Below are 15,721 nucleotides of genomic sequence, written 5' to 3'. Positions count from 1 at the left end.
CTGCTATACTGCCTAAGCTTGGTCTCAGACAAGCAAAGACCTTTCTCAAGCAACCAAAGAGAATTCTCAGGCAACCGAAGAAGATTCTCAAGCTATTTTCACTTCTTCAGGCGTAGATGGCGGAGTATAAGGATCGGGCGGTCAGATAGCCGACAACTAGCATCTAAACCCAAACGCTAAAAACCCCGCCCGGCACAGTGCCGGGCGGGGTTTTTAGCGTTTGGGTGAAAGCTCGAAAGCCTAGTAGCGGTACAGGTCCGACTTGAAGGGGCCTTCCACGTCCACGCCGATGTACTTGGCCTGGTGGGGGTTCAACTCCTCCAACTCCACCCCGATTTTGGCGAGGTGCAGGCGGGCTACTTTCTCGTCGAGGTGCTTAGGCAGGGTGTACACTTGGTTTTCGTACTGGTCGGCGTGCTGCCACAGCTCCAGCTGGGCCAGCACCTGGTTGGTGAACGAGTTCGACATCACGAACGAGGGGTGGCCGGTGGCGCAGCCCAGGTTCACGAGGCGACCTTCGGCCAGCACGATGATTTCCTTGCCATCAATGGTGTATAGATCAACCTGGGGCTTGATGGTGTCCTTGGTGCTGCCGTAGTTCTTGTTCAGCCAGGCCATATCAATCTCATCATCGAAGTGGCCGATGTTGCAGACGATGGCCTTGTCCTTGAGGGCGCGGAACGACTTTTCGGTGATGATGTCGCAGTTGCCGGTGGCCGTTACCACGATGTCGGCTTCCTTGATGGCATTCTCCATTTTCTTCACCGCGTAGCCGTCCATGGCAGCCTGCAGGGCGCAAATGGGGTCGATTTCGGTGACGATAACGCGGGCGCCGGCACCGCGCAACGAAGCGGCCGTGCCTTTCCCGACGTCGCCGTAGCCGGCTACCACGGCAATCTTGCCGGCCATCATCACGTCGGTGGCCCGGCGGATAGCGTCTACGGCCGACTCTTTGCAGCCATACTTGTTATCAAACTTCGACTTGGTAACCGAGTCGTTGATGTTGAAGGCGGGCATGGGTAGCGTACCGGCTTTCACGCGGTCGAGCAGGCGCAGTACGCCGGTCGTGGTTTCCTCCGACAGCCCCTTGATGCCGGCCGCCAGCTCAGGGAACTGGTTGAGCACCATGTTGGTCAGGTCGCCGCCGTCGTCGAGAATCATATTCAGCGGCTCGCGCTTCTCGCCGAAAAACAGCGTCTGCTCGATGCACCAGTTGAACTCCTCTTCCGTCATGCCCTTCCAAGCGTACACGGCAACACCAGTTGCGGCAATAGCGGCGGCGGCGTGGTCCTGGGTCGAGAAGATGTTGCACGACGACCACGTAACGTCGGCGCCGAGGGCGATGAGCGTTTCGATAAGTACTGCCGTCTGGATGGTCATGTGCAGGCAGCCGGCCACGCGGGCACCCTTGAGGGGCTGGCTGGCGCCGTACTCCTCGCGCAGGGCCATCAGACCGGGCATTTCAGCCTCGGCCAAACGGATTTCCTTGCGGCCCCACTCGGCGAGGCTCATGTCTTTTACTTTATAGGGCACGTAGGCCGTCGTCGTCTTGGTCTCTACCATGATAAAAAGGGGTTTGAGAAGTCAACCACAAAAATACGAAAAAGTTAAGGCGGCTACTATATAGACTTTAACGACCAACGCCTGCCTCCCTTTTGGGAAAGCAGGCGCTGGCGTTTGATAAGTGGCCGCAGCCGCTTAGAAGCTATTTAAGTTAGCCGCGCACGATGTAGAGACGCCTATTTGCGTGTCGTCGTTGAACGGTCGTTGAACTCTCATGTGGAAACAGCCAACATCAGCAACGACGAGACGCAAGATGTTGCGTCTCTACACCACACTGGCGCCCCAAAAACCAACTCAAGCAACTTCTTAGTTGTTGGCAATGATAACGGCTTGGGGCTTCTGCGCTGCCGGGGCACCGGGCGTAGCAATACCGCGCACGAGCACCGTATATATTTTACCGGCTTCGATCTTCTTGCTGCCCGTACCCGAGCCCGAGCCATCGCCTACTGTCAGGATGGACGTACGCTGGGCATCCGTCGTAGTTACCCTCAGATCGGGAGTAGAGCCGGCATTAACCAATATAAAGTCCGATGCTTTACCAAAGGCCACGTCGGTCGTCAGATCGGTTGGAGCCGCGCCAGCAGTGAGAGCAGGAACGCTTAGGCGCACCGGCGAATTAACTCCGGTGCCCAGGTGGATGAGTCGAATCTTGGCCTGCCCGGTTGCCGGAGCCGTCAGGTCGTCGGAGAAGCTGATGAGCTCGGCGCTGCCAATAGCAGCGGAGGGGGAGTAGGCAAAAACCGAGTAGTTCTGGTTGGCCGCTACGTCTATGTTCTTTTTCGTGACCTCCTGCGTGCCGCTGTTGATGCGGAAAACCGGGCTACCGGCATCAACGCCCAGGTAAGCACTGTTCTGGCCGTAATTGAGCTGGCCGACCTGCTTATCACCGACAAAGGCGGTAACCTGCCCCGAAACCGCGGCGGCCACGTGCGTAATCATTACCCGACCCTGCTGAGGAGCCGGATCTTTGTCGTCTTTGCACGCCGAGAAGGCCAGCATGGCGGGCAAAGTGGCCAACAGAGCGGCAGGGCGGAAGAAAGAGGTCATTTTCATATGGATGAGGAAGGTGATGGCCTGCACAACGAACGCCATGGGCCTTTTGTTGAGTCGGGGCGAAAAAAAATCCATTCCGAATTGCACTATTTTCCTGAAGGCAACCTTAGCGGTTTGGCTTTCTGTCCACTACTTTTGTCTTTATGTTCTTATTTCCCTCTGCCCTTTTGCGCCAGTCGCGCCACTTTGCCGCCCTGCTTGTCTGCCTGTTGGGCCTGGCCAGCGGCGTACACGCCCAGCAAACGGGCCCCATCCGCCTGGCTCCCGACGACCAGCAGCGCGGACTGAATGGAGTACAGAAGAACTTTTACTTCTCTCTGAGCCAGAACCCGGCCGAGGCCGACTACCAGAGTGCCGGCTTCTTCGGCCAGCGCCTGCGCCCTTACCTGGCAGGTGAGCCTGATGCCCTGGCGGCGCTCAACCGCTACCGGCGCCAGAAGACGCTCTTTCTGGCCGAACGGCTGGTGTTTGTGGGCGCGGTAGGCCTTTATGGCCAGCAGGTGCTTGCGGCCCCCGACCGGCAGCAGTACTTCAACAACACCCAGAAAGTGGCTATCGGAGTGGCGGCGGCCAGCCTGCTGAGCAACATTTTTGTTTCGCGCAACACGAACACCCACTTCCAGCGGGCGGTGGAGGCCCACAACGCCGGCCGCACCGCCAGCAGAACCGGCCTGTTGCGGCAGCTACAGCCCCATGCGGTGGGCCTGGGCGCCAGTGCCACCGGCCGGCCGTTGCTGGCGCTAAGCTGGCAGCTGTAAGGGCTGGCCTTCATCCGACTTACCCTCGCGAAGGACTGCTGCAGATGAAGGCCCCGGCCTTGCTTCTGCAGCAGTCCTTCGTCTTCGTTTGAGGCGCGACCCTGTCAGAAACAGGCGGGTTGTTCGCCGCTCAAAAGCCAAAGCTTGTAGCTTCGCACTATGGAATACCCGCTGCCCGCGGCGGCTCGCCAGTACGTGGCCGAGCACCTGCACGACGACCCCGCCCAACTGGCCCTGCAGGCCCGCCGTCATCCCGACCTCCCCGTTCCCGACCTGGTGCGCCAGATTCAGGCCCGCCAGAAGGCCCGCGTGAAGCTGCCGGCCTGGGCCGCCAATACCGACCTGGTTTTTCCGCCCGCGCTTTCCGTCGAGCAGGCCTCCTCCGACCGCACGGCCACCTTCAAGGCCGAGCTAGTGCGTGGGGCCCAGCGCCTGGCCGACCTGACCGGGGGCTTCGGGGTTGACTCGGCGCACTTCGCGGCTACCGTAGGCGAGGTGCACTACGTGGAGCGCAATGCCGCGCTGGCCGAGGTGGTGCGTTTCAATCTGGCGCAGCTGGGCCTGGAGAATGTGCACTGCCACAGCACCGACGCCACCCACTTCCTGCGCGACTCGGACGAGACCTTCGACTGGATTTACCTCGACCCGGCCCGGCGCGACACGGCCGCTAAAAAGATTTTCCGCCTCCAGGACTGCGAGCCCGATGTGCTGCGCCTGCTGCCGCTGCTGCTGCGCAAAAGCCCGCGCATCCTGCTCAAAACCTCGCCCATGCTCGATATCGAGCAGGCTGTGCGCGAGCTGCGCCACGTGCGGCGGCTGTGGGTGGTGGCCGTAGACAACGAGTGCAAGGAAGTGCTGTACGAGTTGGGCGCCGAGCCGGCCATCGACCCCGAGCGCTACGCCCTGAATCTGCGCCGCGACGGCACGCAGCAGGAGTTCCGGCTCAACCGTGCCCGCGAGGCCCGCGCCATCACGCGCTACGCCGAGCCCCGGGAGTTTCTCTACGAGCCCAACGTGGCCGTGCTCAAGGCGGGGGCCTTCAAGAGCGTCGGCACGGCTTTCGAGCTACTCAAGCTGCACCAGCACAGCCACCTCTACACCTCCGACACGCTGTATACGGACTTCCCCGGCCGCATTTTCCGCATTCTGGCCGTCGAGAAGTACGATGCCCAGGCCCTGCGCGCCCACCTCGGGCCGGCGGTGCGCGCCCACGTTACCACGCGCAACTTCCCCGATTCGGTGGCCGAGTTCCGCCACCGCACCGGCATCCGCGAAGGCGGCGACCTGTACCTGTTCGCCACCACCAGCCACGAGGGCAAGCTGATGGTGCTGGTTTGCGAATCGCAGATGGCGCCGGTAATAGGCCTGGAGCAGCCTTAACACCACGGCTAGCGCAGGTGGCCGGCTGGTGCCGGTTTGTTCTGCCGGTGGTATCGAAGCCGACTGGTCAGCCCAAACGAACCGGCACTATGGGCGGTTTCATCGGGCCCATTTGTAGTTCCAGGGCAGGCTGGCGGCTGCGGGGCCGGCGTACTCCAGCCCAATGCGGGGGCCGGCAACAACCTGGGCTTCGGGCACGATTTCGCCGTGGTCTTCAATCCAGAGCAAGTCGCTTTGCAAATCGGTGCCACTCAGCTCGGGCGTGAGGCCCAGCGCCTGGGTGAGCATGCCCGGGCCCGCCGTGAGGCGGTTGGGCTTGATGGACGCGCCCCGGCGCAGCTGCATAGTATCAAGGCCTACGAGCGGCTCAATGGCCCGCAGCAGCACCGTATCGGGTTTTCCGGCCTCGTTGGTGGCAATATTGAACAGCGTGTGGCGCTGATACACCTTGTATAGGTACGCGTGGCCGCCGGGCTCCTGCAACGCCTGCCCGGCCTTGCCGCGCCGCTTCAGGTGCAGCGTCAGCGAGTCGTCGCCGCGGTGCGAGTAGGCTTCGGTTTCGATGATGCGCCCCCCGGTGAGCTGCCCTTCCACGCACGAGAAAACGTGCTTGCCCAGCAGCTCGCGGGCAATCTGCACCGGATCGGGGCGGCGGTAAAACTCGGGTGGCAGCTTCATTTTTGGAGTAGTGAGTAGTGAGTAGTGAGTAGTGAGTGGTGAGTGGTGAGTGGTGAGTGGTGAGGTACGGAACCTGGGGGTAAACAGACCGTCCTTCTCACTTCTCACCTCCCATATTTCACTTCTCCTAACCCACTTCTAAAATCCCCCACCTATCTTTGCGGCTGTAAAGGTGGCCGGACCCCGATTGGGGGGCGAGGCTGAAAAGGGAATCCGGTTGAAATCCGGAGCTGTCCCCGCAACTGTACGCTTCACGAGTCGGCGCGTCATTAGCAGCCACTGTTTCGGCAGCTGTCTTCTTTCCAAGTGAAAAAAGATGGCGGAAATGGGAAGGCGACGCACCCGGAGCAAGCCAGGAGACCTGCCTTTGCGTTTCCCCATGTTCAGCGCCTGCGGAGGAAGGGCGGAGAACGAATACAGTAGTGGCCTCTCGGGGCCGCGGAATACCCTTCTGTTTTCGGACTCGGCTTCGGCCGGTTGGCGCCGCCGGCGCACACCCCACGAAGTTTTGAACTGAATTTTTCGGTCGCGAAAATTTTGGTTCTCCAGACGCGTTTTTCCAGTCGGCTCGCCGCCCGCTTCCCCGTGCTTACCGGCTTCGGCCTGTTGGTTGGCCTGCTGCCGCGACCCGCCGCCGCCCAGGCCCCTACTGATACGCTGCGGAGCCAGCAGCTGCCCACCGTGCGGGTGGCCGGCCTGCGCCCCACGCGCTTTGCCGTGGGCAGCCGCCAGCTGACCCTCGATTCGGTAGCCCTCAGCAACTACCGGAGTGGCACGCTGGCCGATGCGCTGGGGGCGCGCACGGCCATTTACCTGAAGAACTACGGGCCGGGGCAGCTGTCGTCCATTTCGTTGCGGGGCACCTCGGCCCGGCACACGGCCGTGCTCTGGAACGGTTTCAACATCAACCTGCCCTCGCTGGGTGAAGCCGATTTCGCGCTGCTGCCCATCAATGGCACCACGCAGGTTGACATTCAGCCGGGGCCGGCGGGCGCCACCTACGGCAACGGGGCAGTGGGCGGCACGGTACGGCTGAGCGCGGCCGCCAACAGTCCGGCCGACTGGGGCCGGGGCTGGCACGGCACCGCGCAGGGCGACTACGGCAGCTTTGGGCTGGGCGCGGGGCTGGCAACGGCCGGCTTCAGCAACCAGAAAATAGCGTTGCGCACCAGCTTCAACTACCGCCGCGCCGACAACGACTTCCCCTACTACACCCGCGAAGGCGGCGGCCGCGTGCGCCGCTACCAGGAAAACGCGGCGTTTCGGCAGGCCAGCTTCAGCCAGGATGCCACCCTGCGCCTGGGCCAGCACGGCGAGCTGAGCGCCGCCGCCTGGCTGACCGACGCCGACCGCCAGATTCAGCCCGGCATCGGCACCAACAACACCCGGGCCCAGGAGCGCGACCAGAGCCGCCGCCTCATGGCCGCCTACCGCCGCGTGAGCACCGGCGCCGAATGGGCCGTGCGGGCCGCCTGGTTTGAAGACGTGATCAACTACCGCGACGAAGTGAGCGGCCTGAGCGAATCGACGGTGCGCACCAGCCAGGCCCAGGCCGAGCACACGTGGCGGCTGGCGCCCAACGCCTCGGTGCGGCTGGGGGCCGAAGCCCAGCATTTCGCGGCCCATGTGGATGGCTACGGTGCGGCTCCGCGCACCGAGAACCGCTACTCGGGCTTCCTGCTGCTGCGCTACGACCCGCGCCCCCGGCTGCAACTCTCGCTTAACCTGCGGCAGGCCGTGCTGCCGGGCCGGCAGCCCCCCCTCACGCCCACCGCCGGCGCCGAGTGGCAGGTGCTGGCCGCCAACCGGCACGCGCTCAGCCTGAAGGCCAACGCCTCGCGCAGCTACCGGGCTCCCACCCTGAATGAGCGGTACTGGCGGCCCGGCGGCAACCCCGACCTGCTGCCCGAGGAAAGCATGGGCTATGAAGGCGGACTGGCGCACACCTTTAAAACCACCCGCCTGACGCTGCAAACCGAGCTGACCGGCTACCGGCAGCTGGTGGACAACTGGGTGCAGTGGACGCCGGGCGCCTCGTACTGGTCGCCGCGCAATTTGCGGCAGGTGCGGGCCCAGGGCCTGGAGGCCGGCAGCACGCTGGGCTGGCAGCCGGGCGCGTACCGCCTCACGGCCCGGGGCTCCTACGCCTTCACGAGCACCGAGAAAACCCGCGGCACGGCCACCGATACCGACCCGGCAGGCCGGCAGCTGCCCTTCGTGCCCCGGCACACGGCCGCCGTCAGCACCGACCATGGCTGGCGGGGCTGGCAGCTGGGCACCACGCTTACCTACACTGGCTACCGCTTCACCGATGCCTCGGCCACGGCCTTTCTGCCCGGGTTTCTGCTGCTGAACGCCTCGGTGGGCCGCACGCTGGCCGTGGCCCCCGCCTGGCAGATACTGGTGCTGGCCCAGGGCTTCAACCTGACTAATAACAGCTACCAGAACTACGAAAACCGCGCCCTGCCCGGCCGCAACGCCAGCCTCAGCCTGCGCCTGCTGTGGCGCTGATGCCGGCTCTTACCCGCAACCAGTTCAACCACCGATTTTTTCAACCCTTCTTCACCCTCTTCTTTCCTACATGAAGCCATTTTCTGCTTTCGCCAGCCTGCCGGGCCGGCTGTTGCTGGGTAGCGCCGCCGCGCTTACGCTACTGGCCTGCGACCCTGACAACGACCCCACGCCTGATTCGCAGCCCATCGTTACGAACTCCGTGTACATCGTTAATGAGGGCAACTTTACGCGCTCCAACGCCGAAATCAGCCTGTTCAGCAAGGCCAGCAGCTCAGTAACCAACAAGTCTTTGTTCAGCTCGGCCAACGGCAGGTCGCTTGGCGACATTGCCCAGAGCATGGCCGTGCGCGACAGCCTGGGCTACATTGTGGTCAACAACAGCAACAAGCTGGAGGTGGTGTCGCTGGCCCGGTTCAAGTCGAAGGCGACTATCGAAAACCTCAAGCTGCCGCGTTATTTCGTGGCCGCTTCGTCGGAGAAGGGTTACGTGACCGAAACGGTATCATATAGCACTGCTTCCGGCCAGGTTTCGGTTATCGATTTGAAAACCAACAAGGTGACCCGCAGCATTGCCGTAGGCAAGCAGCCCGAGAAGCTGGCCGTAGTGGGTTCGCGCCTGTACGTGACCAATAACGGCGACAACACAGTTACCGTGATTAACACCACGACCGATGTGGTGGAAGGCACTATTACGGTGGGCGACGGCCCCAACAGCGTGGTGGCCGACCGCAATGGCCGGGTATGGGTGCTGAGCAGCGGTAAAATCGTGTACACTACCACTGGTTCTACCCGGGTAAGCAAAGGCAGCCTCTCACAAATCGTCCCCGGCCAGCTCACGGCTACTACCCGCGAGATGCCCTCCGACCAGAGTTCTCCGGGCCGCCTGACCATCAACGGCAGCCTCGACCAGCTGTATTACACCTACCTGGGGGGCGTGTACACGCTCAACATCAACGAGGCCACGCTGCCCACCAAACCGCTGATCAAGCGCGGCAGCTTCTATGGCCTGGGCGTCGATCCGCAGGATGGCACGATTTACGGCGGCCTGGCCTCGTTCACGGCATCCGACAAGGTTATCCGCTTCAAAAGCACCGGCGCGGCCATCGACTCGTTCACGGTTCTGGCCGGCCCCAACGGTTTCGTGTTCTATTAAACCCTCCGGATAGCCACCGGCTTTAAAACCGGCAGGCACCAACATAAAGCAAGGCCCCGCACTCCAGGGAGTACGGGGCCTTGCTTTGTCGTTTGAAACCTGAGCCGTTAAACAAAAGCTACGGTTTATAGCTTTCGGTATCAGCTGGTAAGCCTAGTCGGCCAGCCCGTCGCGGTTGCGGTCGGGCGTGTCGGCGGCGTTTTTGTACTGCTGCTCGAGGGTGGCGCGGCTGGTGTCGGGCGTCAGACCGGAGGTAGCCGAGTCGGCGCCCTGGTTATCGGGGCGCAGGGCTTCGGGGTCCATCTTCTTATCGTTGCCAATCTCGACGTTGGTGGCGCCGTTTTCGTTGCCCGTGTTGCAGGCGGTCAGAGAACCGGTGAGCAGCAGGGCAGCCGCCAGGGGGCGAAGTAGGGTCATTTTCATGGGTGCAGCAAATGGGCAGGACTAAACCAAAAAGAACGGGTTACCTGTCTGTACGGCTGACTGCCCGACTGGTTTTTGCGTAGGCTGATTTCGGACTCCGGCTCTACTGCTATGCCGGCGGCCTCTTCCACTTTATCCACTCCATTGCACGTCTTATGTTCGGTCTTCAACCCGGTTCCAAGCTGCCTGCGTAACGGCTAAGTAGGGCAGCGGCTTATATTTGCTTCCTCAACGCTCCGTTATGCCCCAACCCGCCAGCCGTTTTTTGCCACTGCGGCCGTTGCTTCGGCAGGCCGCCTTGCTGGCCGGAATCAGCCTTCTGCTGGCCCTGGCCCTTATTCTGTACCTGTACGGAACGCAGGGCCAGTTCTTTAGCCGCCTCTTCGGGGCTTTTTTCGTATTTTTCTGGCTGCTGGCCATCACCTTTTTGGCCGCGGTTCCGTTTGTAAGTTGGGCGGCAGCCAATTGGTTTGGTTCCGCCTGGGCCGAAGCCCCGGTTAGCTCCGGGCGGCGTAAAAAGTCGGCTGTTGCCGTTTCCCGTACTCCCGTGCGCGCTGTCGCACGGCCGAAACCCTCCAACCACAACCATCCGTGAAAACCCATCTGCTCCACATCAAAAATATGGTTTGCCCCCGCTGCATCGAGGCAGTGCGCAACCTGTTCGAACAGGCCGGCTACACCCCCACCGACGTAACGCTCGGGCAGGTTCAGCTGGACGAAAACACCCCCGCCGACCCCAGCGCCGTAGCCCCACTGCTGCGCGAGGCCGGCTTCGACGTGATTATGGGCCGCGCCGACCAGCTCACCGAGCAGATTAAATCGGCGCTGATCGAGTACCTGGAGCATCTGCGCACCGCTCGCATGCCCCTAACCACCTCGGCCTTCCTCACCGACCGGTTTGCGGCCACCTACTCGCACCTGAGCAAGGTATTTTCGCGCACCGCCAACCTCACCATCGAGAAGTACCTCATCCGGATGAAGATTGAGCGGGTGAAGGAGATGCTGAGCTACAACGAAATGACGCTGAGCGAAATAGCCGAGAAGATGCGCTACAGCTCGGGCCAGCACCTGAGCAACCAGTTCCGCCAGGTCACCGGCCGCTCGGTGAGCGAATTCCGCCGCGACCTGATGCCCCGCCGCCTCTCGCTCGACCAGCTGGGCTAATTGTAAGGCGAAGAGAAGAAGTAAAAGGCAAAAGCCGTTGAACGGGCCACGCAGGCTCTTTCAGCGGCTTTTGCCTTTTACTTCTTCTTCCTGACTGCTACGCCCCCGGCTGGCGCAATTTCGTACCCACTGGGCCCGGGTTGTATGTAACCCGAAGGCTCGTTAGCGGGTCTTTAGGGTAGCTCACCAACTGACTCCTCTGACCATGCGTTTTCCTTATTCGCTGACCCTGCTGGCCGGTACGCTGCTGGCCACGCCGGCCCTGGCCCAGCACCACCCCACGCCCGCGCCCGCCGATACCACCCGCCAAACCATGCCGGGCATGAACCACGCCGGCCACAACATGCCCGGCATGAGCCAGAGCGCCGAAATGGACCACAGCAGTATGGACCACGGCGGCCTGGAGAACATGAGCCACGCCTACTCGCGCAACCTGCCCATGAACCGCAACGGCTCGGGCACGGCCTGGAACCCCGACAACACGCCCATGTACATGTGGATGCACCACAAGGGGGCCTGGATGATTATGAACCACGGCGCCATCAGCCCGCGCTTCACCAGCCAGAACATCGGCCGCAAAAACGGGCAGCGCGGCGGCAGCACCTTCGACGCGCCCAACTGGTTTATGACCATGGCCCAGCGCAACATCGGCCAGAAGGGCCTGCTCAACTTCACGGCCATGCTCTCGCTCGACGTCATCACCGACGGCAACAACGGCTACCCGCTGCTGTTCCAGAGCGGCGAGGCGCTCAAGGGCCAGCCGCTGGTCGACCGCCAGCACCCGCACGACCTGTTTTCGTCGCTGAGCATAGCCTACACCCACGCCTTTAACCAGGACGTGGACCTGAGCCTGTACGTGGGCTACCCCGGCGAGCCGGCCATCGGGCCGGTGGCCTTCATGCACCGGATTTCGGCCATGCCCAACCCCGATGCCGCCCTGGGCCACCACTGGCAGGACGCCACCCACATTACGTTCGGGGTGGCCACGCTGGGATTGCGCTACAAGCAGTTCAAGCTGGAAGGCTCCAACTTCACGGGCCGCGAGCCCGACGAGCACCGCTTCGGCTTCGACAAGCCCCGCGCCGACTCCTGGGCCGGCCGCCTGAACTGGAATCCCACTCCGGCGCTGGCGTTGCAGGTGAGCCGGGCCTTCATCAAAAGCCCCGAAACACTGGCGCCCGAAGAGGACGTGAAGCGCACGACGGCCTCCATCATCCAGAGCAGCAGCTGGGGCGAGTACCGCTACATCACCTCGGCGCTGGTCTGGGGCATGAACCAGCACGTGCAGGGCAGCCACACCGACAAGGCTTCGCACTCGGTGCTGGCCGAAACCAACGTGCAGCTGGGCAAGCCGGCCGTGTACGGGCGCTACGAGTTCGTGCAGAAGTCGGACGAGGAACTGCAACTCCCGACGCCTGAATATCCAACCGCCTCGCACCCTACCTTCAACGTGCACTCGCTCACGGTGGGCGCCAACTACCGGGTGGCCCAGGTGGCCAACATTGATTTCACGCTGGGCGCCCAGGCCACCGTGTACCGGCCCGAAGAGGCTATCCGCCCCTATTACGGCAGCACGCCGGTGTCGGGGCAGGTGTATTTGCGGCTGAACCCTTCGCTAATGAAGATGGGCAAGATGAAGATGTAGGGCAACCACTTGAGGCGGCGGGCGGAGCCGTACCTTTGCGGGCACCTTTCGGGCCGGTCGGCGGTTGTTTTCCGCACGGCCGGCCCGAAAGTCGGTCCGGCTTTTCCTTTTGACTTTTTCTCTTTGACTTCGCCCAAAGTCCTGCTCATTACCCCGCCGCTCACGCAGCTCAACACGCCCTACCCGGCCACGGCCTACATCAAGGGGTTTCTGGGCGGGCGGGGCTACGCCGTGGCGCAGGCCGATCTGGGCCTGGAGCTGGTGCTGAAGCTGTTTTCGCGGGCGGGCCTGAGCCGGGTGTTTGCCGAGATTGAGGCCGGAGGGTTCGAGCTGAGCGACAACGCCCGCCGGATGCTGCGGCTCAAAAACAGCTACCTGAGCACCGTGGAGCCGGTCGTGCGCTTCCTGCAGAACAAGGACTCCACCCTGGCCCCGCGCATCTGCCACTCGCGCTACCTGCCCGAGGCCAGCCGCTTCGACAACGTAGCCGACCTGGAAACCGCCTTCGGCACCATGGGCCTCTCCGACCAGGCCCGCCACCTGGCCACGCTCTATCTCGAAGACCTGGGCGACCTGCTCAAGGAAACCGTGGGCCCGCAGTTCGGCTTCTCGCGCTACGCCGAGAAGCTGGCCATGTCGGCCACCACCTTCGATGCCCTGCACGAGGCCCTGCAAGCCCCGCCCAACCTGCTCGACCGGATGCTGCTGGAACTGCTCGATGAGCTTATGGTCCGCACCCAGCCCGACATCGTGGGCTTCACGGTGCCGTTTCCGGGCAACCTCTACGGGGCGCTCCGGCTGGCCGGCCGCATCAAGGAAACCCACCCTGCCACTTACACCCTCATGGGCGGCGGCTACCCCAACACCGAGCTACGCACCCTCAAAGAGCCCCGCTTCTTCAACTACATCGACTTCCTGACCCTCGACGACGGCGAAGGGCCATGGCTGCGGGTTTTAGAAGCTGCAAGCCACCAGCTGCAAGCTGCAAGCGGTGAATTGCCCGTTGATGAGCCTAATGAACGTAAGCTTGCAGCTTGCAGCTGGTGGCTTGCAGCTCCCCTGCAACGCACCTTCCTGCGCAACGCGGCGGGCCAGGTCGAGTACGTCAACCATCCGCAGCCCGATATTCCGCACCCCGAGGTGGGCACGCCGGATTATTCGGATTTGCCGCTGAGCGAGTATTTGTCGGTGATTGAGGTGCTGAACCCGATGCACCGGCTCTGGAGCGACGGGCGCTGGAACAAGCTGACGGTGGCCCACGGCTGCTACTGGAAACGCTGCTCGTTCTGCGACGTCACGCTCGACTACATCAGCCGCTACGAAACCGCCCCCGCTGCCCTGCTGGCCGACCGCATCGCGCAAATCGTGGCCCAGACCGGCCAGACCGGCTTTCACTTCGTGGACGAGGCCGCCCCGCCGCTGGCGTTGCGCGATTTGGCCATCGAACTGCTCAAGCGCCGCACGGGCATTACCTGGTGGGGCAACATCCGCTTCGAGAAAACCTTCTCGCCCGATTTGTGCCGGCTGCTGGCCGCCAGCGGCTGCATTGCCGTGAGCGGGGGCCTGGAAGTGGCATCCGACCGGCTGCTGGCCCTCATGGAAAAGGGCGTTACCATTGCCCAGGTCGCCCGCGTGACGGATGGCTTCACCCAGGCCGGCATCATGGTGCACGCCTACCTGATGTACGGCTTCCCGACCCAGACCACCCAGGAAACCGTCGACAGCCTGGAAATCGTGCGGCAGCTGTTTCAGGCGGGCATCATCCAAAGCGGCTACTGGCACCGCTTTTCGATGACGGCTCACTCGCCCGTGGGGAAGAATCCGGCCAAGTACCAGGTGGCGGCCGTAGGCCCCGCGCCCGGCCCCTTCGCCTGGAACGACCTCTGGCACGACGACCCCACCGGCACCGACCACGCGCAGTTCGGGCCGGGCCTGGCCAAAGCCCTCTACAACTACCTGCACGGCGTGGCCCTGCACGAGCCGCTGGGCTTCTGGTTTGATTTCCGGGTGCCCAAAACCACCGTGCCCCGCCAACTGATAAACCAGGCCCTCCAGCAGCCTGCCAAACCCGATTTCGCCAAGCAGAACCAGCGCCTGTTCTGGCTCGGCAACGCCCCCGAGTTGCGGCTGACTCCGGGCAAAAAAGGCGGCCGCGCCACGCTCACCTTCTACGAGCAGGCCGAAGATTTCGAGTTGACCGTACCCGCCGCCCTCGCCCCCTGGCTGCACGAGTTGCTCACCCGCCTCAGCACCGATTACGACACGAAAATCCTGCTCAAAGAAGCTGCCCGCGACTTCCCGGCCGGTCAGTCGTTCGAGCGGTTCCTGGAGTCGGAAGCGTGGCTGACGTTGCGCGAGAAGGGGCTGCTGGTGCTGTAGCGGCGGCGGATGCACAACTGGCACGACACCTCAACAGCTCACGGGCTGATATATTGCTATTTACAGGGCATCTGGAACGAATATTGTCGGAGGAGCGACACGATAATTCCCACTCTTTAACGCCTCTGGCTATGCCCACCTTTTCCCATCGTTTGGCCACTTTAGCCTTCGCAGCATCGCTGTTGGCTTTAACAGCCTGCTCCAAGGATGACGACAGTTCCGCCTCGACCCAGCCGCGGGTGGCCAGTTGGATATTGGAGGGCCAGAAGCTGACCTCCTCAACAGGATATGGCGATATAAATTTTGATAGATTGGATATCTATATCTACCAGGAAGTTACTATTGCCAATTCGAAAGGGGTGGGACTTAACCTGGAGCTGCATGTTCCTATGAAAGTGGGGACATATACCATTGGCTCCAATTCTATCGCAAATGCCCGCTTTGCCGACCCCAATACTTACATTGGAATTGACGCTTATTCGGCTGACGCTGGCTACGTTACTGTTTCTACGCTCACAGCCTCAACCGTTTCGGGCACCTTTACTTTTACCGGCAAAAGCCTTCGGAATAATCAGGTAACAAAGCGCGTCACGGATGGGAAATTCACTATTAATATCCAGGACTAGGCTGGCAACCGTCGGATATAGTCCAACACAAAGCCCGCTGGCAGGTCGCCAGCGGGCTTTGTGTTGGACTATAGTAACTCGAATCAGAAGCTGCCATCCTGCACGCACTGGCGAATCGGGTCTTTCAGGCGGTCGATGTTCTTGGTTTCCTGGGTTTTCATGTCCTACCAGAACTGCTTGCCGTCTTTGGGGCCGCCTTTTTCGGCGTTGGCAATGTACTGGTCGTAGCGCCACAGGGCGTCGAGGCGCGTGTTTAGGTCATGCACCAGGTCGTGGGTGTGGTTAGGAAGTCCTTTGGTTTCGCCGACGTGTTTTTCGGCTTGGTCGTTTGCATTAGCCATATTTACAATGGATTAAGTGGAAGGAATCTAGTTCTCACTATAAA

The 15,721-nt window shown here is 62.2% G+C and carries 14 protein-coding genes and 1 riboswitch; of the genes, 9 read left to right on the top strand and 5 right to left on the bottom strand.

From position 1 onward, the window contains the following. Positions 1-240: 240 nt before the first annotated feature. Together ahcY and BMY67_RS02285 are read right to left on the bottom strand one after the other, a co-directional pair. Complete coding sequence (gene ahcY, locus BMY67_RS02290; protein ID WP_092767909.1) at positions 241-1,563, bottom strand: adenosylhomocysteinase; 1,323 nt, start codon at positions 1,561-1,563, stop codon at positions 241-243. Between the two features lie 306 nt (positions 1,564-1,869). Continuing rightward, positions 1,870-2,616, bottom strand: a complete 747-nt coding sequence (locus BMY67_RS02285; protein WP_177189653.1) for a DUF4397 domain-containing protein — start codon at positions 2,614-2,616, stop codon at positions 1,870-1,872. 143 nt (positions 2,617-2,759) lie between these two features. On the opposite strand from BMY67_RS02285, the gene BMY67_RS02280 reads away from it, so the two are divergent. Together BMY67_RS02280 and BMY67_RS02275 are read left to right on the top strand one after the other, a co-directional pair. After that, positions 2,760-3,374, top strand: a complete 615-nt coding sequence (locus tag BMY67_RS02280) for a hypothetical protein (protein ID WP_143069670.1) — start codon at positions 2,760-2,762, stop codon at positions 3,372-3,374. A gap of 159 nt (positions 3,375-3,533) precedes the next feature. Continuing rightward, positions 3,534-4,754 (top strand): class I SAM-dependent methyltransferase, encoded by a 1,221-nt coding sequence (locus BMY67_RS02275; protein ID WP_092767903.1) that lies wholly within the window; start codon positions 3,534-3,536, stop codon positions 4,752-4,754. A gap of 99 nt (positions 4,755-4,853) precedes the next feature. On the opposite strand, the gene BMY67_RS02270 is transcribed toward BMY67_RS02275, so the two are convergent. Then, positions 4,854-5,432, bottom strand: coding sequence for a DNA-3-methyladenine glycosylase (locus tag BMY67_RS02270; protein WP_092767901.1), 579 nt, complete (start codon positions 5,430-5,432; stop codon positions 4,854-4,856). Between the two features lie 153 nt (positions 5,433-5,585). Further along, a riboswitch (cobalamin riboswitch) is annotated at positions 5,586-5,815 on the top strand. 202 nt (positions 5,816-6,017) lie between these two features. Between BMY67_RS02270 and BMY67_RS02265 the strand changes: the two genes are divergently transcribed. After that, positions 6,018-7,943, top strand: a complete 1,926-nt coding sequence (locus BMY67_RS02265) for a TonB-dependent receptor plug domain-containing protein (protein ID WP_177189652.1) — start codon at positions 6,018-6,020, stop codon at positions 7,941-7,943. 70 nt (positions 7,944-8,013) lie between these two features. Further along, positions 8,014-9,099, top strand: a complete 1,086-nt coding sequence (locus tag BMY67_RS02260) for a DUF5074 domain-containing protein (protein WP_092767897.1) — start codon at positions 8,014-8,016, stop codon at positions 9,097-9,099. A 153-nt stretch (positions 9,100-9,252) separates the two neighbouring features. On the opposite strand, the gene BMY67_RS02255 is transcribed toward BMY67_RS02260, so the two are convergent. Further along, positions 9,253-9,522, bottom strand: coding sequence for a hypothetical protein (locus tag BMY67_RS02255; protein WP_092767895.1), 270 nt, complete (start codon positions 9,520-9,522; stop codon positions 9,253-9,255). A gap of 241 nt (positions 9,523-9,763) precedes the next feature. Between BMY67_RS02255 and BMY67_RS02250 the strand changes: the two genes are divergently transcribed. The 5 genes from BMY67_RS02250 to BMY67_RS02230 all read left to right on the top strand — a co-directional run bounded on the left by BMY67_RS02250 (position 9,764) and on the right by BMY67_RS02230 (position 15,336). Beyond that, positions 9,764-10,117, top strand: a complete 354-nt coding sequence (locus BMY67_RS02250; protein WP_092767893.1) for a hypothetical protein — start codon at positions 9,764-9,766, stop codon at positions 10,115-10,117. Then, positions 10,114-10,686 (top strand): AraC family transcriptional regulator, encoded by a 573-nt coding sequence (locus BMY67_RS02245; protein WP_092767891.1) that lies wholly within the window; start codon positions 10,114-10,116, stop codon positions 10,684-10,686. Before BMY67_RS02250 ends, BMY67_RS02245 begins: the two co-directional genes overlap by 4 nt. 205 nt (positions 10,687-10,891) lie before the next feature. Next, on the top strand, positions 10,892-12,331 hold the full coding sequence (locus tag BMY67_RS02240) for a hypothetical protein (RefSeq protein ID WP_092767889.1): 1,440 nt from the start codon (positions 10,892-10,894) through the stop codon (positions 12,329-12,331). Positions 12,332-12,454: 123 nt separating this feature from the next. Then, positions 12,455-14,710 carry a B12-binding domain-containing radical SAM protein gene (locus tag BMY67_RS02235; RefSeq protein ID WP_092767887.1) on the top strand — a complete coding sequence of 752 codons (2,256 nt, stop codon included), beginning with the start codon at positions 12,455-12,457 and terminating at the stop codon, positions 14,708-14,710. A gap of 131 nt (positions 14,711-14,841) precedes the next feature. After that, entirely contained in the window at positions 14,842-15,336 is a 495-nt protein-coding gene (locus BMY67_RS02230; RefSeq protein ID WP_143069668.1) for a DUF6252 domain-containing protein, read from the top strand. A 164-nt stretch (positions 15,337-15,500) separates the two neighbouring features. Here BMY67_RS02230 and BMY67_RS02225 read toward each other — a convergent pair whose 3' ends face one another. Continuing rightward, entirely contained in the window at positions 15,501-15,677 is a 177-nt protein-coding gene (locus BMY67_RS02225) for a hypothetical protein (protein ID WP_218144588.1), read from the bottom strand. Positions 15,678-15,721: the final 44 nt, after the last annotated feature.

The sequence above is a fragment of the Hymenobacter actinosclerus genome, assembly GCF_900111515.1.
Classification (GTDB): domain Bacteria; phylum Bacteroidota; class Bacteroidia; order Cytophagales; family Hymenobacteraceae; genus Hymenobacter; species Hymenobacter actinosclerus.
This window is presented reverse-complemented; position numbering and strand designations above follow the sequence as displayed.